This window comes from Francisella sp. 19X1-34 (assembly GCF_041102755.1).
GTDB lineage: Bacteria > Pseudomonadota > Gammaproteobacteria > Francisellales > Francisellaceae > Francisella.
Genome location: NZ_JBGCTX010000004.1, coordinates 43,792 through 65,231 on the forward strand (window position 1 = coordinate 43,792; position 21,440 = coordinate 65,231).

The following is a 21,440-nucleotide window of genomic DNA, read 5'->3' on the forward strand; positions in this document are numbered from 1 at the left end:
TACACTTATACTCGACAAATTAGTACTTTAGTTTAACATTTTTAAACTTTTTTTTGTTAGAATTGTGAATTGGTTTTATGATTAAGTTTAATATTTTATTTATAGATTAGTATGGCAGATAATAACACAAACAAAACTCATGCTATTGGTAGATTAAAGATAACATTAGTTGTCATTCTAGCAGCAGTTGTAATATATCTTTTTATAGCATTATTTAGCTTTAATATAAATGATCCAGGCTGGAGTAGCATCTCTTCAGAGACTACAATTAAAAATTATGCAGGCCCCGTAGGAGCTTATATCGCAAGCTTTATACTTGCAATATTTGGAGTAGTTGGCTTCGTATTACCTTTTATTCTCATTGATTTTATTAGAATACTACTAATAAAAAATAAAGAACAAAGCCTTAGCTACTTAATGTTTACAGTTAAAACAGTAGGTATTATATTTTTTATACTATCATGTTGTGGTCTAGCTGAATTATACTTTGGTTTTGCTAATTATTGGATGCCTCAGCGTTCTGGCGGAATCTTTGGTTATGAGACGGCAAAAATGTTCATCAAATACTTTGGTTCGGTTGGGGGATCATTTGCGCTACTAGTATCACTATTTATTGGTTTAACACTTTATTCTGGTACTACATGGCTACATTTAATCAAAAAAATCTTCGCAACATTTGGTAAATCTGTTAGTTATGTAACAAAGCCTAAAGATAATGATAAAAAAGATATAACTAGCTTTAATGATTTTGATGACTTTAATGATAAACCTAATACATCTGCATTAGCTCAAGATAAAACTTCAACTTCAATACCTATTAAGGACGAAAAAAAAGAAGCTCCTAGTGAAGATGTATTTAAAGAAGTTCTAAAAAACAATAAGAATAATAGTGAACTATCTTTTAAAGATTTTAACAATAAACCTAATCAAGATGAGTTATCATTTACTGAATCTGAGTCAAAAAAAAATAATAGTCCAATAAAAGCTATTAATGAATCAAAACCTCTACCTCCTAAAACAAATAATTTAAATAAAGACTGTTTACCATCTATTGATCTTCTTATCGAACCTGAAGCAAAAAAAATTGCAGTATCTCAAGAACAGCTTAATGAAACATCATCACTACTTGAGCAAACTCTAAATGACTTTAATATAAATGCTAAAGTAGTAGCTGCATATCCTGGTCCAGTTATTACTAGATATGAGATAGATTTAGCTAGAGGTACAAAAGTTAGTAAACTTACAAATATAGCTCAAGACTTAGCAAGGGCTCTTTCTACAACTGCAGTTAGAGTTGTTGAAGTGATTCCTGGTAAACCTTATGTAGGATTGGAACTACCAAACCCAACAAGACAAATGGTACGTATAAAGGAAGTACTAGCTGCTCAAGAGTTTTTGAAATCAAGAGCTCCAACCTTAATGGGAATTGGTGTTGATATTTCCGGAAAACCTACATTTGCTGAGCTTGCTAAAATGCCTCACCTTTTAGTAGCTGGAACGACAGGATCTGGTAAATCTGTTGGCGTCAACTCTATGATTATTAGTATGCTTTATAAGTGTACGCCTGATGAGCTAAAATTTATCATGATTGATCCTAAGATGCTTGAACTATCTATTTATGATGGTATTCCTCATCTTTTAACTCCGGTTGTTACAGATATGACTGAAGCTGCTAATTCTTTACGCTGGTGTGTTAAAGAGATGGAAAGACGTTATGCGCTTATGTCAGCAGCTGGTGTTAGAAATATTGCACTATTAAATGATAAAATTGAGCAAGCTGAAAAGGCTGGTAAACCTTTAAAAGACACAATGTTTATCAAAATGAATCCAGAGCGTGCTCATGAGGCTCCTACTCTTACAAAAATGCCTTATATTGTAGTAGTTGCAGATGAATTTGCTGACATGATTATGGTAGTTGGTAAAAAAGTTGAAGAGCTTATTGCAAGACTTGCTCAAAAAGCTCGTGCAGCTGGGATTCATATCATACTTGCAACACAAAGACCTTCAGTAGATGTTGTAACTGGACTAATAAAAGCTAATATTCCTACTAGAATGTCTTTTCAGGTATCATCTAGAATAGACTCTAGAACAATACTAGATCAACAAGGTGCTGAACAACTACTTGGTCAAGGTGATATGCTATATCTAAAACCTGGATTTGGGGCTCCTATGCGTATCCATGGAGCTTTTGTGGATGATAATGAAGTCCATAGAGTTGTTGAATCATGGAAAGAATATGGCCAACCAGAATATGTTCAAGATATCTTAGAATCTACTGAAGAGGCTGAGAGTGGCTCAGCTGGTGGAGAAGGTAACAGTGAAGATCCACTATATAATGATGCTGTTGAAATAGTTATTAAAACACAAAAGGCATCAATCTCTGCTGTTCAGCGCAAACTAAAAATTGGCTATAACCGTTCTGCTAGGTTAATGGAAGAAATGGAAGAAAATGGTATAGTCTCAGAAATGAATCAAAATGGCATGCGTGATGTGCTAGTAAAGAGAGAATCTTAAATGAAGAAATTAACTATTCTACTAATAACTATTTTTATTGGAGTAAATATCTGTTTTGCCGATGCTGCGGGAGATTTAGTAAAAAAGATTAAAAGCATAAACTCGATGACTGCTAACTTTAATCAAAGGCTTATAAATAGCCAAAATGACATGAGTACTCAAGGAAAAATGAGTCTTAAAAAACCGCAGTTCTTTAGATGGGTTATAACATCACCAAATAACCAAAAGATTATATCTAATGGTAAGAAGCTTTGGATCTACGATGGCGACCTTGAACAGCTTATAATTAAAAAAGTATCAAATAATATTGCTCAGTACCCTTATCTTATACTTTTATCAAAAAATACAGATAATATTGATAAACTGTTTACTGTAAAAGAAAAAAGTAGCAATAATTATATTCTTAAGCCTAAAAATGATGAAATGATAAATAGTATTGTAATTAAGTTTGATAATGACAATAAATTAAAATCTCTAGAAATTTCTACTTCATTAAACCAATTTACTCAGATTAACTTCTCTGATGTAAAAGATAATGTTTCGCTTAAAAACTCAATTTTCAACTTTAAGGCACCTAAAGATACTGATGTCATAGATGAAACAAAATCTTAATAAAGTAAGATTTTCTATTTCTTATCAACCATATATGCTCCAGCAGCACCTCCAGCAGCTGCCACACCTCCAACAGCTAACCAAAAACAACTATTTAAAGATAAGGTTAATGAGCACAACAGCAACAATGATACAAAGTTTTTTTTCATTTACAATTTTCCTAAAAAATAATACCTAGTATATCAATAAAAAAACTTTTTTTAAAACATCAAAGCCACAGTTCACAAAACCTCTAAAAATAAAATGATTCAACTTTTATTTTAAAGCAAAATTACATAATAAAGAGCTAATTTAAAATGAAATTTACCTTCCTATTTTGTTAAATATTCATCAATATCAAAAGTTGGTATAAGCCAACAAACATTTAATTGAATATATACAAATAATCCTAAAGACATAATAATTAATGAATATTCTATCTTAGGGCAAAAAGATGCAATTGCTGTAATCGATATAGAAACTATACTATTAAAAACAATACCCCACCTATATGGAGGAAATGCAACTAAATAAGGTATTTGTTTACCAATATAGAATAGTGCCATACCTGTAATTGCCATTAAAGCAAATGTTCTTTGATTCAAATCATCTATAATAGAATAATGAATTAATGATGCTAAAAAGATAAGTCCGATATAAAAAGGCAAATGAGACAGTATTAGAACATAACCAGTTTTGAGATTCTTTGCTTTCTCTAAACGATGTAAAGATCCAAAAAAAATCCACCAAATTTGTGCAATTAATATAAAGCCAACTACAGCATCTACAATATCTAAGATGTTAAACTGCTTTATTGAAGCAAAAGAGTTAACAATAGTTATAATTGATTCTCCCAATATAATTAAAGCTAATAATCCTACTCTCTCTGTGAGATGCTTAATATGAACAGAAAACTTACTAATTTCTTCTTTTAACCTAACCTGTAATACTATATCTACAATAATCCCTAAATATAAAATTAGTATTCTAAGATGTCCATCAACAAAAAGAGATAAGCCACTAATAAATGCCCCAAAAAGTATAATCCTTGACATTTTTAAAGCATATCTCTTTTTAAACTCAAAACAGCACGCAGAAAAAATATATGCAAGAGATATTAGTAACCTCATAAGAGTATAAAAAATCAAAAAATATACAAAATAACTATTAAGCGCATCTTTAGTAAAATACATCTGAGCTATTATTAACCCCATTAACCCTAGAGTAATATATTTTTGGTAATGACTCATTTGATCATATCTATTTAAATATAGAGTATATGATGCCCAAACCCACCATAATGGAACAAATACAAGAAAAAAGGAAAAAAGACTTTCTATCGATATATGGTTGTGCTCAGTATGAGATAGAGAATGTGATATAACACCTATAACCGCGACAAACACAAGATCAAAGAACAACTCTAACCATGTTGCTTGTCTATTCTCGCTAAAGTACAGTTTGCTCATATTTATAAACTCATTACATTCTAATAAAAATAATAAGCTAATACTTGCAATATATCAAACCTGATATATTAGCTAATACAAATCCTTTATAAAAAATCATAATATCAAAGATAAAACTCTAAAATGAATCTAAGTTTAATTAAGTATTAAAGTAAAAATAAATCATATAAAGCAAGACTTTTGTATAAAACAAAAATACTCACAGCACTAATTAAAGCTATTCCCCTCTACGGATGATATAAATAACTAAACCTAAACATACGATAGGCGGTATTACAGATACCAGCATAAATTTCCAAATATATTCAAATGGAATATAGCCCATTACAGATACCCCTATAAGAGCAACTAACATATTTATAAAATTCATTCCTGTAGATGCATTTGACTTACATTCAATAGCTGTTGATGCAAGATATGATGCTGCGGGATATATAAAATTACATACAAAATACATCAATGTTGCTAATATAAACAATCCAGCAGGTGTAATTTCATTTGAAATTTTCATTAAAGCCAAAACTGCGATCAAAAGGATAAGACATATCAAAGCCACCACAAGTATCTTACGACTATCATAGATATTTATTATTTTAGAGACTATTACAGATCCTAATATAATTCCTACAATTGTCATAGAATTCCATATACTATACTGAGAAGCTCCAAAATTAAACATTGAGTGTGCAATAAATGGTCCTGCAGTAGAGTAACAATAACTAAAAACAGTCATTACTCCAAGTGTTAATGCAAATGCTATTAATTTAAAACTACTAAAAGCCTGCTTATACCCATTAGCAATAGATGATACTTTTAACTTAAAGTCAAAATCTTTTTTATTCTCATAAAGGAAACTCGCTCCAAACATTATTAGTGCGTGTAGCAATAACACATAAAAAGTATAACTCCAGTAAGTATAACTAGTAATTATTCCACCTATTAGTGTTGATAACGTTATAGATATCGCAAAAGATAATGTTGCATAAGATAATGCTACTTTTGCCCTATGTGGAGCAACTGAGTTATTTAATATAATAAAAGTACATACCAACCCCGCTGATGAACCTATGGCTGTTATAAATCTACCCATAAGTAACATAAACATAGACGATGATCCTAATAGGCAAACAATAAGACCTATAACATTTATGATCATACCTATCCTAAGTGTCTTAGCATCTCCATATTTTTTGCTATTGGACCATATATTATTTGTCCAATAACATATCCTATAAGAAAAATACTAACCAACCACTCAACTGAACCATTTGATAGCCTAAATTCTTTAGCTATTTCTGGTAAGGCTGGATTTATAATAACAGATGACGCACTAGCTATACTTATATAGCTTAGTAAAATTGCTATCTTATAATTTTTCATAGTCTCATTAATTATTTTTTTCTAATTAATGATCACAATACTACTCCTAAAAATAATGTTTAACAACATAGTTTCATTGCGATTTATAAACCATTTAAACATTAAGTTTTAAAATTAGATTGTACTATTATTAAGCCAAATAGGACCTCTTAAGAGAATCAGAAATGTGCTGCAAATTTTCCATTGATGATTAAGCAAACTAACCATATAATGAATTTAATATTTATTTCACGTTTATTTAACTATTATGTATTTTGGTGTCGACTACTACCCAGAGCAATGGGATTATTCCTTGATTGATGAAGATCTTCAACGTATTGCAAATTCAGAGCTTAATTGTATTAGAATTGCAGAATTTGCTTGGCACCTAATGGAACCCCAAGAAGGTCAGTTTGATTTTAGCTTTTTTAAAACAATATTAGATAAAGCACATAATCTAAATCTAAAAGTAATGCTTGGCACACCAACAGCAACAGCTCCTGCGTGGTTATATAAAAAAGATCCAAAGATATTCTCAGTAGATGAAAATGGTTTACAAAGACATTTTGGTGGCAGAAGGCAAGCTTGCTTAAATTCTCCTACGTATAATAAATATGCTGAACGTATTACCAAGAAAATGGTAGAAGCATATCATAAACACCCTGCCTTACTACTTTGGCATATAGACAATGAACTAGGTCATGAAACTAGTGATATGTGCTATTGTGATCAATGTGAACTAGAGTTTAGAGACTATCTAAAGCAACAGTTTAACAATGATATTAACTTATTTAATAACGCTATTGGTTCAGTTTTCTGGTCACAAACATATAATGATTTTAATGAAGTAAATATACCTCGCCCAACTATTCCTGCACCAAACCCAGGCATGATTCTGTACTTTAATCGCTTTAGAGCTCAAACAACTACTAATTTTTTGGCAAGACAAGCTAAGATTATAAAAGATATAGCTCCAAACCAACAAACTCTACATAACTTTACTGGAGATTATTTCTCTAAAGCTCAAGATCATACAGATTTAGCTGAGCAAATAGATCTTGTAGCACTAAATAACTATCCTGTTTGGGGTGGCCAACAAGTTCCAATAGATGCCTATAAAACAGCAATGAAACTAGATCAAACTCGAGGTTTTAAAAGAGAAAACTATTGGATTACTGAGCAGCTTATAGGAGCTCAAGCTCACAATATAATGGGATTTGTACCTCGAGCAGGCCATGCTAAACTATGGTCTTTTCAAGCAATGGCCAGAGGATGTGATAATCTAATTTACTTTAGATGGCGCACAGCAACAAAAGGAGCTGAACAATTTTGCTATGGTGTTTTAGATCATGATAATAAATATAATCATCGCTATGACGAGATGTTAGATATTATTAAACTAGCCAAACAAAATAAACAAGCGATACAAGCTCCAACACAATCAAAAGTAGCTCTGTTATATTCAATGGATAATATTTATAGCTGGCGGATTCAACAACAATCAACAGCTTTTGATATTCAGCATGAACACGCTAGGCTCTACAAACCGTTTTTTGATAACAATATAAGTGTTGACGTACTGGACATTCGCCATGATTTTAGTAAATACTCAATCTTACTACTTCCTGTATCTATGCTAATCACAGATAAAAATATCACTAGGATCAAAGCTTTTATTGAGAATGGTGGTACTGTTATAGCAACATTTAGAGCAGGACTTAAAGAGTCTCATAATGAGATTCGTTTTGGTGTTGATAATCCTATTCATGAGCTTGCTAATGTAAAAGCGGACTATTTTGAGCCTCTACCAATTGAGACAAACTGTAAAATCAACTATCAAGGCAAAGAACTAACTGCTACTGTATGGCGCGACATGCTCACGATTAAAGGATCTAGTCAATCATTATGTAACTATGCTGATGAGTTTAAAAACTACAGTGCAGCTGTAAGAAATAATCTTGGCGAAGGATCAATTTACTATATTGGCACAGGTATTGATGATAAATATTTTTGGGATGGTTTAGCACTAGAGGTAGCTCAAGAACATAGTATCAATACCTACAAATCTCCAAATGACGTTGAAGTTATTATAAAAGGTGATGATAATTCAAAAATTGCTATTATTCTAAATCATAATAGTTCCGAAGTTGATTATTTAGGATTAAAACTTAAACCTTATGATACTCAGATAATACAGTACTTAGACTTCTCTAGCTTATACAGCAAATATTATTAAATCAAAGGTAAATCATAATGAAATATAATATTCGTCGTTGGAATCCATTTCTAATATCTATTCCTGATTTTGGTATTGGCGTATTTTGGGCACTAAGTGGAACTGTTGTACCATGGATAGCTTACCAGCACACTAAGTCTAGCTTTCTAGTTATGTGTATACTTTCACTAGGAGCTTTTACTGGCATTTTTATGCAAGTGATATCTGGAGTATTAAGTGATAGAATGCCTTATAATCCAAAATATGGTAAAAGAACTCCATGGCTCTTAGGTGGAGTTATATTTACAGCTATATTTGCCATATTGTTATCTTTAGTACCAAATTTCTTCACACTATTTATAGTTGCATTCTTAGTATATGCTTCGCTAAATTTCTTTCAAGGTGTATACTACACAATGGTTATGGAGGCTGTAGACCCTGATCAAATAGGACTTGCAAATACCCTAGCAAGAACCACTGCTCAAATTGGTGCGACTGCTATATCATTTATAAGTGCTTGGGTATTTTTAAACTTTGGTGTATTTTGGACATGCATCATAATAGCTCTAATGCTAATAATACCAGCTTTTAGCATTTTACCATGGCTACTCAAAGAAAGGCCTGAAAGAATATCTGAAACAAAGCTAGAAAGAAAAGGCTTTAAATTTGACTTTCATAAATACCCTAAAGTATTACAACTATTTATAACTGCAACTGCGTTTTACGCCACTTATGCTTGTATAGTACCAATGCTTACTCCATATTTCTCTAACACACTTGGTCTTGATAAAGAAAATATTGCCACTGCTATGACCATTTTTGCTTTTGTAAGTATCTTTTATGGAATATTTGCAAGCAGACTTAATGACTGGTTTAACCGCAAAAAAGTTCTCATCTCAGCTTTAGGTGTATTTACCATTATTGTCATAGCTGGAAACTTTGTTGATAGCTCTACTAAACTATACTTCTTTATGGGCGCTGCAGGAATAGGATACTTAGCTGCACAAATAGCACTATATACATATCTTGCAGAAGTAGCTCCAGAAGGTCGACTAGGTGAATACCAAGGATTACTAAACCTTTTTATTTCAGCTTCACAATTTATTCTTATGCCTCTATTAGGAGAGCTTATTGACTTAGGATTGCATGCCCTACTATACCCATTTGCAACTATTATGATTGTAATAGCTTTTTTAAATATGATAAGAAAAGTTGAGGAAAATTAAATGAAGTTTATAAATCTTAAAGGTAAAAATTCTTGTTTTATAATCATACTCTCTGATAAAGATTTACCCAGATGTATATATTGGGATAAGCTAATAGATCTTTCTCAAAATGAAATTAAGCAACTAGATAATCAAAAAACAGCCATTCCTCAAGCAATGCTAGATGAGCCTAGCTTAGGCTCGCTATTGCCAACTATTGCTGAAGGAGACTTTAGTCTAAATGCTATTGAGCTAACTTCTAATACAAGCTGGTCACCAAAGTTTAAAGTTACAAATATCCAACAAGAAAAAAGTAGTGTGCTTTTTACACTAAAAGACCAGGGTGCAATGCTTGAAGCTAAAATATCCCTAAATTTAGATAGTAACGATATCCTGTATAAAAATATAAAACTAATAAATCTTTCTAACGAAAAAATCATCGTTAATAAACTACTAAACACGCTAATCATACCATCACAAGATATTGAAGAAATGACTCAGTACCATGGTAGATGGATTCAAGAAGGACAAGAGTCCACTAGCCAATGGAATCAGCCTAGCTATATAGCTGAAAACATCAAAGGCAGAACTTCTAATGATAACCCTTCCATGCTGCGCCTACAACAAATAGGCACTAATAACAATCAAGGTAAATGTTATGCTTTTAGTCTTGCATGGAGTGGCAATCACACATACATCCTAAAAAGATTAGATAATAATGATAAATCTATACAGTGGGGAGAAAAGCTTATATCTGATGAAATTACATTAGAGGAGAATCAAAGCTATACAACACCAACGCTATTAGCTACATTTTCTGCTAATGGCTTCAACGGTCTTCGCCATAATTGGCATAACTATATTCGCCATAGTAATATACTTGCTAAACATACACGATCACAGCGTCCAATTCAGATAAATACCTGGGAAGCGGTATATTTTGATCATAATATTGAAACATTCAAAAAAATGATTAATAGATCAGCTGAGATTGGTATAGAAAGATTTGTCCTTGATGATGGTTGGTTTAATGGTCGTAATGGTGAAAAAGCTGGTCTTGGTGACTGGTTTGTTGATAAACAAAAATATCCTCAAGGATTACACCCTCTAGTTGACTATACAATATCTAAAGACCTTGAATTCGGACTATGGTTTGAGCCAGAAATGGTAAACTCTAACTCTGAACTATACCGTAATCACCCAGAATGGATATTAAAATTATCAAACTATGAACAAAAGCTTGGCCGCTACCAGTATGTTTTAGATTTATCGAACCTTGAAGCTTATGAATATATCTTAAAATGTATGAGTGATATTTTAAATGAATACAAGATATCTTATGTAAAATGGGATATGAATCGCGATCTGATCCAACCTGGTAATATAGATAATAAGCCTAGTTATCATAATCAAGTAATTGCTACCTATAAACTCCTGGATGAACTAAAAACTAGATTCCCAAGTGTTGAATTTGAAAGCTGCTCATCTGGTGGTGCTAGAATTGATATGAAAGTTCTAGAATATACAAATAGATTCTGGAGTTCTGACTGCAACGACCCTCTTGAAAGGCAAAAAATACACAGGTCTCTAAGTCAATTTTACCCTCCTGAAGTTCTTGGTGCACATGTTGGCCCAAATATAGCACACACCACATCTAGAGCAAATAATATTGAATATTCGCTAATCACAAGCTTTGCTGGACACTTAGGTTTCGAAAGAAATTTACTTGAACTTGATGAGGTTGAATTACAAGTAGTTAAAAAATATATCAAATTATATAAGGATTATAGAGATTTAATACACTCTTCAGATCATTACTATTTTGATACAGATACTTCCCAAATAGCACAATGCTTTTTATCGAAAGATAAATCAAAAGGTCTAGTTACCCTTTTTCAGAATACAATCTCAAAAAATACAATTCCAAGGGCTCTCAAGTTTTCTGGTCTAGATAAGACAAAGACATATAAACTAAGAGCTCTAAATAAGCTATCTAATACAGGATATGCTATGAAACAAACTCCAAATATATGCAATGATGAGGTAGTTTTATCAGGTAAAGCCTTAGAGAGCTTTGGACTCAATATACCAATCATGCACCCTCAAAGTGCGATATTAATATCTATAGATGAAATTCAGGAGTAAAAATGAAATACAATATACGAAAATGGAATCCTTTTCTAATCTCGATACCAGATATTGGTATAGGAATGTATTGGTCTTTAACAGGGACTATTGGTTCATGGATAGTTTACCAACACACAAACTCTTCCTTTCTAGCGGGTCTTTTGTTATCTATGGCTGCTTTTACTGGGCTATTTATGCAAACACTCTCAGGGATTGCTTCAGATAAGACACCCTCACATAAATTTTTAGGTAAAAGGACAACATGGCTACTAGTCGGATTAGTTAGTACTTGTATATTTCAGATGCTTTGGCCGTTTGCACCTAACTATATTTGTTTATTTATAATTGCTTTTTTAACTTATGCTAGTATCAACTTTTTTCAAGGCCCTTACTATACAATGGTTGTAGAGGTTGTTGATCGTGATCAAATTCCTTTTGCTACACTTTTAGCGAGAACTACAGCTCAAATAGGTACAATTATAATTGGCCTAGTTGGCGCAATAATTTGGAATATAGGTGGTGCCTTTCTTAGTTGCGTAACAGTATGTTTATTATTAATAATACCTACGCTATCTGTAATACCGTTTATAGTTAAAGAAAGACCTGAAAACCAAATGACTTCAGCTTTTAAATTAAGCTTTGATATCTTTAGTGATAAGAACATTAACCTTCTTTTCTTAGCTACATTTTGTATGTTAACTGGCTTTGGCGCTTTTATGCCTTTGATGGGAGGGTATATGAACCATCATTTAGGATTTAGTAAAGATTTCACTGCTTCATTAGTTATGACTTTTGGAATAGGATCCGTAATAGTTGGACTCTTAGCAACAACTATTATAAATCTAATCAAAGTTGAAACTATATTTAAAATTGGTTTATTAATATTTGCTATAGCACTCATTTGCGGCTCTTTCTTAACTAAAGAAAACTTTTTATGGTACATAATCGCATTTATTGTTGCCACTGGCTTTATTCTTTCACAAGTATCTTGTTATACATTAATCGCTAAACTAGCTCCTAAAGATAGACTTGGTGAATATATGGGCTGGCTGAATATGTTCTTTTCACTACCACAGCTAATTATTCTTATTTGCGGAGGCGTACTTATAGATAGTCACTTAGCTCCGTATTTATATTGGATAGCAGGTATTATTTTAATAATAGGTTTTATTGCTGTTACACAGATTAAGACTAACCATCAAGAAAGCTAGTTTTTGGCTTTGCTTCTCTTTTATAGATATTTCTATGCTTCAAAATTTCTTTTTTTTGTGATTCTGATTTATTTGGATTTGCCTTATCAAATTCTTGCAAAAGCTTATCTGCCTCGCTTACATATGCTCTATCTTTTCTATTATCAAATAGGTGAGCTAACCTTAATATAAGTTTCATCATAGTAAAAACCTCTCTTAGATACCAATAATTTACCTTGTAGCTTAGACATAATTATACTAAACTAAACATCAAAGTCACCACTAAAGATATAGCTTTTAAGTATTACGTCAATGAGGTTAAGCCAAAACCCTAAGATAATAGGTATGTTCTTAATGTTTTTAAGCCTTACTATGCTTACACCTATTGTAGTTGACTATATCTATGATGAATCAAATATTTACCCCTTCTTATTAAGCTTTGCGATAACCTTTCTCTGTGGTTTTTTATTATGGTTTATTGGCCGCAATGCTAGTAAAAAAATTACAAATAAAGATGGATTTGTAATTGTTACACTTGTTTGGGTTTTTGTTACAGTCTTTGGTGGTATTCCCTATATGGTATTTCCAGGACTAAATTTATCTTTTACTCATGCAGTATTTGAATCAATTTCCGGATTTACCACAACAGGAGCAACAGTAATAACAGGCTTAGATAAACTACCATATAGTATTCTATATTACCGACAGCAAACTCACTTCTTTGGAGGAATGGGGATTGTGGTACTAACTGTTGCAATTTTACCACTACTTGGTGTTGATGGTATGCAGCTATACAAAGCTGAAGTAACAGGACTAGGTAAAGATGAAAAAATAGCCCCTCGAATATCAACCACAGCCAAAGCAATGTGGTTAGTATATGTACTGCTTACATTTCTCTGCTTTATAGCATATTTGTTAGTTGGTATGGGGCCGTTTGATGCTATATGCTATGCGTTTTCAACCATCTCAACAGGTGGGTTTGCCCCTACGGATGCTGGTATGACAGCACAATCAAAACCCGTAATTTATGTATGTATTTTCTTTTTATTTTTGGGTGCCACAAATTTCAAAGCTCACTATATAGCTTTTTCAAAATTTAGCATAAAACACTATTTTAATAACATTGAAATCAAAGCCTACTTTTATTTCTTATTTCTTTCATCTTTGATAATTGCCATAACTCTAATCGCATATTCAAAAGACTTATCAAAGATTCCAGACATGGTAACTAATAGTATCTTTATGGTTGTCTCTATAAGCTCAACAGCCGGTTTCGTTTCTAATGCAAACTATTATATCTGGCCTAGCTTTATACCTTTCTTGTTAATGTTTATAGCAATCATCGGAGGTTGTGGTGGATCTACTGCCGGCGGTGTAAAGATGATAAGAGCTATCCTTTTTAAGGAAAAAGCAACTCTTGAAGCAAAAAGAGTTATACACCCACAAGGTAAATTCACTGTAAAGCTTGATGGTGTAGCTATATCAGAGCAGGCTCTTAATAGAGTCTCTGGCTTTGTTTCTGTTTATCTACTGTTATTTGCTGTTTGTTGGCTAATGTTAATAGCATGTGGCCTAAGTCCTGATACTTCTTTTTCAGCGATCGCAACTACCCTATCCAATGTAGGTCCTGGTTTAGGACAAATTGGCTCAAACTTTAAAACTGTACCTGATGATGCTCTTTGGATATGTAATTTTGCGATGATCGCAGGTCGTCTTGAGATATTTACAGTTCTTGTTCTTTTTATGCCAGATTTTTGGCGAAAATAGCTTATATAAAAGTAAGAAAAATGATCCTACTCTTAATAGAGTCAAAAGTTTTGACTAATCAAGAATTTTTATATACTAGATGATAAACTTGTAGCTTTAAGATAATTGTACTAAACTAAACAGCAAAGTCATCTAAGATAAAGCTTTTAAAGCACTACTCAATGAACCTAAGCCAAAAACCTAAGATAATTGGTATATTCCTAATGTTCCTAAGCCTTACTATGCTTAGTCCTGTAGTCATTGACTATATTTATGATGAACATAATGCATACCCTTTTATCTTAAGTTTTTCTGTCACATTTCTATGTGGTTTCCTATTATGGTTTGTTGCTCGCAAATCAGATAAAAAACTCTCAAATAAAGATGGTTTTATGATTGTTGCTCTAGTATGGGTATTTGTTTCAGTATTTGGAGCAATACCATATATGACTTTCCCAGGCTTAAATTTATCTCTAACACATGCAATATTTGAATCTGTATCAGGCTTTACTACTACAGGAGGTACTGTAATTGTAGGATTAGACCAGCTGCCTCATAGTATATTATTTTACCGCCAACAAACTGAGTTTTTTGGTGGAATGGGAATCGTTGTTTTAACGGTTGCAATCTTACCATTACTAGGAGTCGGTGGTATGCAGCTATACAAAGCCGAAGTAACAGGGCAATGGAAAGATGATAAAATTGCTCCAAAAATCTCTAGTACCGCAAAAGCACTATGGATGGTATATCTACTACTTACATTTTTATGTTTTGTTTCTTATCTCGTGGTTGGTATGGGGCCATTTGATGCTATATGCTATACTTTTTCAACAGTTTCCACAGGAGGGTTCACTCCTAGCGACGCTAGCATGACAAACAAATCAACAGGTGTTCTTTTTGTTTGTGGTGTCTTTTTATTCTTGGGAGCTACTAGTTTTAAAGCTCATTATATCGCACTATCAAAATTTAAAATTAGTCATTATTTCAAAAATGTTGAGTTCAAAGCATACTTTTTCTTTCTATTTTTCACATCTATGATAGTCAGTGTCACACTAATTGCTAATTCCGATAATCTTTCTGACACATTCCATATAATTTTAAATAGTATATTCCAAGTAATATCCATTAGCTCTAGTGCTGGATTTGTATCTGATACAAACTACTACTTATGGCCGACATTCTTACCCATTTTACTCATGTTTATAGCAATTATTGGTGGTTGTGGTGGCTCTACAGCTGGTGGCCTAAAGATGATCAGAGCGATCCTTTTCAAAGAGAAAGCCATGCTTGAAGCAAAAAGAGTAATCCATCCTCAAGGAATGTTTACGGTAAAGCTAGATGATGTAAATATATCTGAACAAGCATTAAATAGAGTCTCAGGTTTTATTTCTGTATATATTATTGTCTTTGCTATTGGTTGGCTAGCTTTATTAGGCTGTGGTTTAGATATTGCAACCGCATTTTCAACAATTGCTACCACACTATCAAACGTGGGCCCAGGTTTAGGAGAAATAGGCTCAAACTTCAAGAACCTTCCTAATGATTCTCTTTGGATATGTGACTTTGCTATGATCGCAGGCCGTCTAGAAATATTTACACTGTTGGTACTTTTTATACCAGAGTTTTGGAGAAAATAAAAATCCTAAAGTCCCCCAGACTCAACAAGATATGAGAGGTTACCTATATTGTCATATTCTACACCATTTGCATACGCTACGATTTTATAGTCAATATTAGACTGCTTACCTGTACACTCTAGTTTTAATAACTCATTTCTACCAGATAAGTATGCTGTAAAGGATTGTGTGCTTGTAAAATAATCTTGATGAGCACCTTTATCATCTTTGGTATAAGTAAACTTACAACCTTCATTATCAGCGATATACACATTAACTGTAAATTTCGTTGGCACTTTATTGACTACATTATATATACCATCAGGAGTAGTCGCATAATCAAAACCAAAAACCTGATATGCTGTATACTTTGATTTTGAGAAGTTATGCTTTATTATAGGAAGCTCTCTAGCTTTCTTATCACTTGCACAGCTTGATAATAAACTAGAGATCAATAAGACTAAAAATCCTAGATAAAATATCGTTCTTTTTTGTTTATATGGTTTTAAATGAGTCATTAGCCATGAAAGTCATATATTGTAATTAGTCAAATAATAAACTTAAAGACAAAAATAGACAACAACTTATGTGAAAATTTTGGGTGAAATTTTACTAGGAACACTATTCCTCTGTATCAACATCCTCTTCTGACTGTTGCTTTTTGTACTCGTAATAATCTTTCATAGTTAGACCTTTAGCTCTAAACTCTGCTTTCTCAGCAATCTCATCTAGACGCCTTTTAGAATATTCAATATGCTCTGGAGAATAATCTTCAACAGGTTGACCTTGAAGGTTAAATCTTTGCTTTAGCTCAAAAACAGCTCTATGGTAACGAGTATCACCAACATAGCGACGTAAAACATTTCTAAGCACTAACTTATCAACAGGAGCAAAGTGCTCATTTTGATAAATTATTTCTATTTCAGGGCTTATTCCTATTTTAAGTGGCTTTTTATTGATAGGGTCAAAACATTTTGGAAAACGCTTACATAACCATTTAAACAGCTTAGCCTCTTCTTTTTGTCTTTCTTTCTCAACATCTACTGTTACTACTATCTCTTGGTCATTTTCTAGTTGAGGGTTTTGTAATTCATTGACTATTTTATTATTTATTCTATGACCATATTGAGGAATACGAATAAATGAAGTATCTCTGTCTTCTATCTTTTTAGCAGGCGCCTTAGGCATACTTTTGTTCTTAGAGATATTTTTATCTCTTGCTTGTTTCATTCTAGAAGTTTTTTCTTCTATCTTAGAAGAACCGCCTAGTAAAGATTGTAATAGCGAAAAATCGTTTAATTTATTTCTACCGTCAGACATTTTATTTTTTTATCATTTTATAGAGGGATCAATCCCTTTGTACACTTGGCTTATATCGTACTACAAAACTAACCCTTTTAGCAAGTAATAAAACATTAGTAATATTTTTTTTCTGTATACATGACAGTTTTTTCACAAAATATGCCACTTAATAGTTTTGTTGGGCTCTTTTAAGCAAGGAGAAAAGCTCTTAAAATAGCCAATTTTAAAATGGATTTGATATGCCTATCCAGAGCATATATAAAATAAACCTAGTCAGTTTTTCAATCTTTTTTATTGTGTGCAAAGATTTTTTTCAATATCGCGTTTAATTAATATTGACAATTGTCATAATTTAAATATAATATGCTACATCATTTGTGGCTATGTAGCTCAGCTGGTTAGAGCACAGCATTCATAATGCTGGGGTCGGTGGTTCAAGTCCACTCATAGCTACCACAAAATTCTTTCTATTCCATACAAAATAAAACATTACGATTTTGATATATTCAAAACCTCTGTATACAGGTTTAAATACTTAAGCACACTCTTGACAAAGACCATGAATTTCAACATTCCAGTTTTTTACTTTAAATGATTCCAAACTTTGAACCTTATTCACTATCTGAAAATCATTTAAACAAATCTCTTTGGTCATTCCACAGTTATCACAAATTATAACTTGAGTCCCTTGGTGCTTATGATTAAGATCGCAAGCTATATATGAATTAAGGCTTTCGACCCTATGTATAAACCCATGTTTAGACCAAAAATCTATAGCCCTATAAATAGTCGGAGGCTTAACCTCCTTTTTTATAGATAATATTTTCAAAATATCATAGGCTGCTATGGGCATTGTTTGTTGCATAATTACTTGTAATACTTCCTGTCGAGGCTTAGTAAATCTATGTTTATTTTTTTCGCAATATAACTGAGCTTTTTTAAGATAATGACTCATATTCTAATAAATACAAAACTATAATTTTTATATATCAATTATAAACTAACTTTTTCATTTTAATGAAGTGTTATATTGTAACATTTTATATTTTTATGTATGATATCGATAAAATTTCAATTATAAATCGGAGCTAATAAATGAAAAAATTACCAGTTACAGTGCTATCTGGTTTTTTAGGCGCTGATAAAACTACTTTATTAAGTAACATACTTAATAGTGCTAATGGTCTTAAAATAGCCATGATTGTTAATAGAAGACAAGAGATCGTTTTTATTGGCTTAAAAGATCAAATGAAAGATAATCAAATTAAAACAGTTTTAGATAAATATTTAATAAAAGACTACTGGGATAATCCTTCAAAATATTCAAATATTTCAGATCCATTTCCAGCATGGTTTGAAGAACAATAAAGTATAAGGAAATAAAATGTATAACTTTAATATTATAAGCGCAATATTAATTTTTTCTGTAACAGTAATATTTGGAATATTTCCATTTGTAAAAAAGGCAGCAAACCCTGAAGGCTTTAAGCTTCCAATATGCGAGGCTTTAGCAAGTGGTGTTTTTTTAGGTGCCGGACTGATTCATATGTTGGGAGATTCTGCTAGTGATTTCTTTAGTCTTAAAGTAGATTATCCTTATCCATTTATGATAGCTGGAGCAACAGTTCTATTTTTCTTATGGATGGAGCATGTTGGAGGATCACTTGCAAAAAATAATAAAGGGAATTTATCCTTTATGGCTATAATAGCAACTGTTATGCTATCAATTCATAGTTTTCTTGCTGGAGCTGCTTTAGGAGTATCTCCTGAGTTAAGTGTAGCAATAATAGTTTTATTAGCTATCATAGCTCATAAATGGGCAGCTAGCCTAGCACTATCAATAGTAATTAATAAATCAAATTTACAGTTTTTTATTAGATTTATATTATTCTTTGGTTTTGCTCTTATGGCTCCTTTAGGAGTATTATTTGGTGGAAGTATTCAAGCATATGTAACTAACCCATATATTGAACCTACAATAACTTCTATAGCTGCAGGTACTTTTATATATATGGGAACTTTGCATGGGTTAGAAAGATCAATACTTATAAAAGACTGTTGTAATACTAAAGAATACACATTTGTTATACTTGGTTTTGCTCTTATGGCTATAGTTGCTATTTGGGCTTAGAATTTCGATACCCCCTACTACTTATCTGAACTTTATTGACTTTTCTAATTATTTGCATTAACATGCAAATATACAAATACGGTGATTTATATGAATTTAGAACATAGCAACATTTTTAAAGCATTATCTGATCAGAATAGACTCAAAATACTAGATAGTATTTGTCAAAATGATTGCGAATGTACATAGTGAGATAGCGAAATGTTGTGATGTAGATTTTTCAGTAGTTAGTAGGCACCTAAAAGTGTTAAGAGATGCTGGGATTCTACAAGCTAATAAAAAAGGACAAAAAGTAATTCATCATGTTAACCGCAAAGAAGTTGCTGATATGTTAAGAGAAGTTGCAAATCGTATTGAGAAATAAAATAAAACTTTTATTAACATATCTAGATTTAAAACAAAACAAATGAGAGGGAAAATCATGGAAAATAAAACTAAATGTTGTTGTAAAAAAGGTTGCGTAAATTGTAAGTGTGATTGTATATGTGACAGTGGATGTAACTGTAGTTGCTGTTAATTATTCTCTATAAACTATATCTAAATATGGTAGTCCTGGCTTAACCATGACGTTGATAAGAGCTTACTAGGTAGCTCCGCGACAATCCATTTATAAATAAAAATATAAATCAAAAGCTTAATGTTGGTGATGTTGCATTACTTAAAGGTGAGTCTTGGATAGGTAATTCAGGTTTGGGCCTTGTTCATAGATCTCCAAGCCCCATAGATCGAAAAAATAGATTATTATTGACACTAGACTTTGCATAGATGATTCTCATATTAAGTAATTACTATTCTAAGCTTTATAAAATTGTCCAAAGAATAATTATTTTTATAAAGCCCCATCCATTTAAAAGATTCCAAAGCCCTACATTTTGGAATGAAGTTGCTACAGGGAAAGCTTGAGTCACATGGCCTTTCTTTAATACAGATATGTTTGCATTCCAAATGTTAGTTTTAATTAAATCTAGATTTTATACATTAGTAAGAATAAGCTCTTCTTGCTGCTTGTTTAGCTCTTTTTATCGCAGCTCTTTTAGCAATTTTTCTTTTTTCTGTTGGTTTGATAAAAGTTTTTCTATCTCGAAGCTCTTGCTTAATACCAGCTTTTTCACAAGCTCTTTTGAAATTTCTTAGACTAATATCAAAAGGCTTTCTAGGGTCTACTATTATTCTTGGCAGATTATCCTCTCTTAATTTTAGAATATTAAGAACTATCAAAGTTCTTTTCAGGTTAAAAATTTTTACTAGTACAATAGAGAATGAAGTATCTAAAGAAGATTTAGAGGCTTTATTTTATTTATACCCGATTAATAGTAGTACAAACTGGTCACTAAAGATACATATTATGAATATAACTAAGAATATAACGCATTTATAAGTATAATAGTCCCCTACTAGTTAATAATATTGATATAGAATGATTAATCCAAAAAGTACATTTATTAGTTTTGAAAATAATAAAATGTTAGACGCTATTTTTCGTGATATAACTAATTTAGTTAAGAAAATAGAAAAATCAAAAAAAATAAGTATCGCTCAAGCTGCTGAAATGAGCATATTAAATACTGAAATTATGGAACAATTTATTAATTTGATAAACCATATGGTAGATAGAGACTTTAGTGATAATAAAGAGTCTTCAATGGTAGAAAGCTGCTTAGATTTTCAAGATTTAACTTATATGAAATAATAAAACAAAAGGAAATAAAATAATGAGACAAGGTACTATTAAGTTTTTTAATACGACTAAAGGATTTGGATTTATAGAGCCCCAAGATGGTGGTAAAGATGTGTTTGTTCATATCAGTGCAGTAGAAAATTCTGGTTTAAGCTCTCTACGTGAAGGCGAAAAAATAAGCTTTGAAACTGAAGAAAACAGAGGCAAAATGGCTGCTGTTAAGACCCTTTACAGACTTTTGTGTAAATTTTTCATAGGCTACCAATCCTATCTTCAAATTTAATCATAAAATGTGCA

General features: G+C 31.8%; 21 protein-coding genes, 1 tRNA gene and 1 pseudogene. 15 read left to right on the forward strand and 8 right to left on the reverse strand.

Annotated elements, in window-relative coordinates; genetic code table 11:
• The first annotated feature begins 111 nt into the window (after positions 1 to 111).
• Positions 112 to 2,514 (forward strand): DNA translocase FtsK 4TM domain-containing protein, encoded by a 2,403-nt coding sequence (locus AB8E56_RS01240; RefSeq protein ID WP_329477126.1) that lies wholly within the window; start codon positions 112 to 114, stop codon positions 2,512 to 2,514.
• Positions 2,515 to 3,126 (forward strand): outer membrane lipoprotein chaperone LolA, encoded by a 612-nt coding sequence (lolA, locus tag AB8E56_RS01245; protein ID WP_329477128.1) that lies wholly within the window; start codon positions 2,515 to 2,517, stop codon positions 3,124 to 3,126. It abuts the gene before it with no gap.
• 14 nt (positions 3,127 to 3,140) lie between these two features.
• Here lolA and AB8E56_RS01250 read toward each other — a convergent pair whose 3' ends face one another.
• From AB8E56_RS01250 to AB8E56_RS01260, 3 genes and pseudogenes are all read right to left on the reverse strand, one after another.
• Positions 3,141 to 3,275: a hypothetical protein gene (locus AB8E56_RS01250; RefSeq protein ID WP_329477130.1), complete on the reverse strand. Its 135-nt coding sequence runs from the start codon at positions 3,273 to 3,275 to the stop codon at positions 3,141 to 3,143.
• A gap of 162 nt (positions 3,276 to 3,437) precedes the next feature.
• The gene (locus tag AB8E56_RS01255) at positions 3,438 to 4,574 is read right to left on the reverse strand and encodes a low temperature requirement protein A (RefSeq protein ID WP_329477133.1); all 1,137 of its coding nucleotides are present in this window, start codon (positions 4,572 to 4,574) and stop codon (positions 3,438 to 3,440) included.
• Positions 4,575 to 4,791: 217 nt separating this feature from the next.
• Positions 4,792 to 5,954: pseudogene (locus AB8E56_RS01260) on the reverse strand (MFS transporter).
• 247 nt (positions 5,955 to 6,201) lie between these two features.
• On the opposite strand from AB8E56_RS01260, the gene AB8E56_RS01265 reads away from it, so the two are divergent.
• From AB8E56_RS01265 to AB8E56_RS01280, 4 genes are read left to right on the forward strand one after another with little or no spacing between them, the layout of a single operon-like run.
• Positions 6,202 to 8,169, forward strand: a complete 1,968-nt coding sequence (locus AB8E56_RS01265) for a beta-galactosidase (protein ID WP_329477135.1) — start codon at positions 6,202 to 6,204, stop codon at positions 8,167 to 8,169.
• A gap of 17 nt (positions 8,170 to 8,186) precedes the next feature.
• The gene (locus AB8E56_RS01270; protein ID WP_329477137.1) at positions 8,187 to 9,374 is read left to right on the forward strand and encodes an MFS transporter; all 1,188 of its coding nucleotides are present in this window, start codon (positions 8,187 to 8,189) and stop codon (positions 9,372 to 9,374) included.
• Complete coding sequence (locus AB8E56_RS01275; RefSeq protein WP_329477139.1) at positions 9,375 to 11,498, forward strand: alpha-galactosidase; 2,124 nt, start codon at positions 9,375 to 9,377, stop codon at positions 11,496 to 11,498. It begins immediately after the preceding gene.
• A 2-nt stretch (positions 11,499 to 11,500) separates the two neighbouring features.
• Positions 11,501 to 12,691, forward strand: a complete 1,191-nt coding sequence (locus tag AB8E56_RS01280) for an MFS transporter (RefSeq protein ID WP_329477141.1) — start codon at positions 11,501 to 11,503, stop codon at positions 12,689 to 12,691.
• On the opposite strand, the gene AB8E56_RS01285 is transcribed toward AB8E56_RS01280, so the two are convergent.
• Positions 12,672 to 12,872, reverse strand: coding sequence for a CBU_0585 family protein (locus AB8E56_RS01285; RefSeq protein ID WP_329477144.1), 201 nt, complete (start codon positions 12,870 to 12,872; stop codon positions 12,672 to 12,674). The two genes, AB8E56_RS01280 and AB8E56_RS01285, sit on opposite strands and share 20 nt — an antisense overlap.
• 110 nt (positions 12,873 to 12,982) lie before the next feature.
• On the opposite strand from AB8E56_RS01285, the gene AB8E56_RS01290 reads away from it, so the two are divergent.
• Together AB8E56_RS01290 and AB8E56_RS01295 are read left to right on the forward strand one after the other, a co-directional pair.
• Complete coding sequence (locus AB8E56_RS01290) at positions 12,983 to 14,437, forward strand: potassium transporter TrkG (RefSeq protein WP_329477146.1); 1,455 nt, start codon at positions 12,983 to 12,985, stop codon at positions 14,435 to 14,437.
• A 161-nt stretch (positions 14,438 to 14,598) separates the two neighbouring features.
• Positions 14,599 to 16,053, forward strand: coding sequence for a potassium transporter TrkG (locus AB8E56_RS01295; protein WP_329477148.1), 1,455 nt, complete (start codon positions 14,599 to 14,601; stop codon positions 16,051 to 16,053).
• Between the two features lie 5 nt (positions 16,054 to 16,058).
• On the opposite strand, the gene AB8E56_RS01300 is transcribed toward AB8E56_RS01295, so the two are convergent.
• Positions 16,059 to 16,550, reverse strand: a complete 492-nt coding sequence (locus tag AB8E56_RS01300; protein WP_329477150.1) for a hypothetical protein — start codon at positions 16,548 to 16,550, stop codon at positions 16,059 to 16,061.
• Positions 16,551 to 16,653: 103 nt separating this feature from the next.
• On the reverse strand, positions 16,654 to 17,352 hold the full coding sequence (locus tag AB8E56_RS01305; RefSeq protein WP_329477152.1) for a ProQ/FINO family protein: 699 nt from the start codon (positions 17,350 to 17,352) through the stop codon (positions 16,654 to 16,656).
• Between the two features lie 361 nt (positions 17,353 to 17,713).
• Between AB8E56_RS01305 and AB8E56_RS01310 the strand changes: the two genes are divergently transcribed.
• Positions 17,714 to 17,790: transfer RNA gene (locus tag AB8E56_RS01310), tRNA-Met, on the forward strand.
• Between the two features lie 79 nt (positions 17,791 to 17,869).
• Here the strand turns inward: AB8E56_RS01310 and AB8E56_RS01315 are convergent.
• Positions 17,870 to 18,289, reverse strand: a complete 420-nt coding sequence (locus tag AB8E56_RS01315) for a transcriptional repressor (protein ID WP_329477154.1) — start codon at positions 18,287 to 18,289, stop codon at positions 17,870 to 17,872.
• 140 nt (positions 18,290 to 18,429) lie between these two features.
• Between AB8E56_RS01315 and AB8E56_RS01320 the strand changes: the two genes are divergently transcribed.
• The 4 genes from AB8E56_RS01320 to AB8E56_RS01335 all read left to right on the forward strand — a co-directional run bounded on the left by AB8E56_RS01320 (position 18,430) and on the right by AB8E56_RS01335 (position 20,230).
• On the forward strand, positions 18,430 to 18,702 hold the full coding sequence (locus tag AB8E56_RS01320) for a GTP-binding protein (protein WP_329477156.1): 273 nt from the start codon (positions 18,430 to 18,432) through the stop codon (positions 18,700 to 18,702).
• A gap of 16 nt (positions 18,703 to 18,718) precedes the next feature.
• Positions 18,719 to 19,465: a ZIP family metal transporter gene (locus AB8E56_RS01325; RefSeq protein WP_329477158.1), complete on the forward strand. Its 747-nt coding sequence runs from the start codon at positions 18,719 to 18,721 to the stop codon at positions 19,463 to 19,465.
• Between the two features lie 169 nt (positions 19,466 to 19,634).
• Positions 19,635 to 19,829, forward strand: a complete 195-nt coding sequence (locus AB8E56_RS01330; protein ID WP_329477160.1) for an ArsR family transcriptional regulator — start codon at positions 19,635 to 19,637, stop codon at positions 19,827 to 19,829.
• A 311-nt stretch (positions 19,830 to 20,140) separates the two neighbouring features.
• The gene (locus tag AB8E56_RS01335) at positions 20,141 to 20,230 is read left to right on the forward strand and encodes a DUF1826 domain-containing protein (RefSeq protein ID WP_329477170.1); all 90 of its coding nucleotides are present in this window, start codon (positions 20,141 to 20,143) and stop codon (positions 20,228 to 20,230) included.
• Between the two features lie 213 nt (positions 20,231 to 20,443).
• On the opposite strand, the gene rpsU is transcribed toward AB8E56_RS01335, so the two are convergent.
• On the reverse strand, positions 20,444 to 20,644 hold the full coding sequence (rpsU, locus tag AB8E56_RS01340; protein WP_329477172.1) for a 30S ribosomal protein S21: 201 nt from the start codon (positions 20,642 to 20,644) through the stop codon (positions 20,444 to 20,446).
• 238 nt (positions 20,645 to 20,882) lie between these two features.
• Between rpsU and AB8E56_RS01345 the strand changes: the two genes are divergently transcribed.
• Positions 20,883 to 21,155 (forward strand): hypothetical protein, encoded by a 273-nt coding sequence (locus tag AB8E56_RS01345; RefSeq protein ID WP_329477162.1) that lies wholly within the window; start codon positions 20,883 to 20,885, stop codon positions 21,153 to 21,155.
• Between the two features lie 22 nt (positions 21,156 to 21,177).
• Positions 21,178 to 21,426 (forward strand): cold-shock protein, encoded by a 249-nt coding sequence (locus tag AB8E56_RS01350; RefSeq protein ID WP_329477164.1) that lies wholly within the window; start codon positions 21,178 to 21,180, stop codon positions 21,424 to 21,426.
• The last annotated feature ends 14 nt before the right edge of the window (positions 21,427 to 21,440 follow it).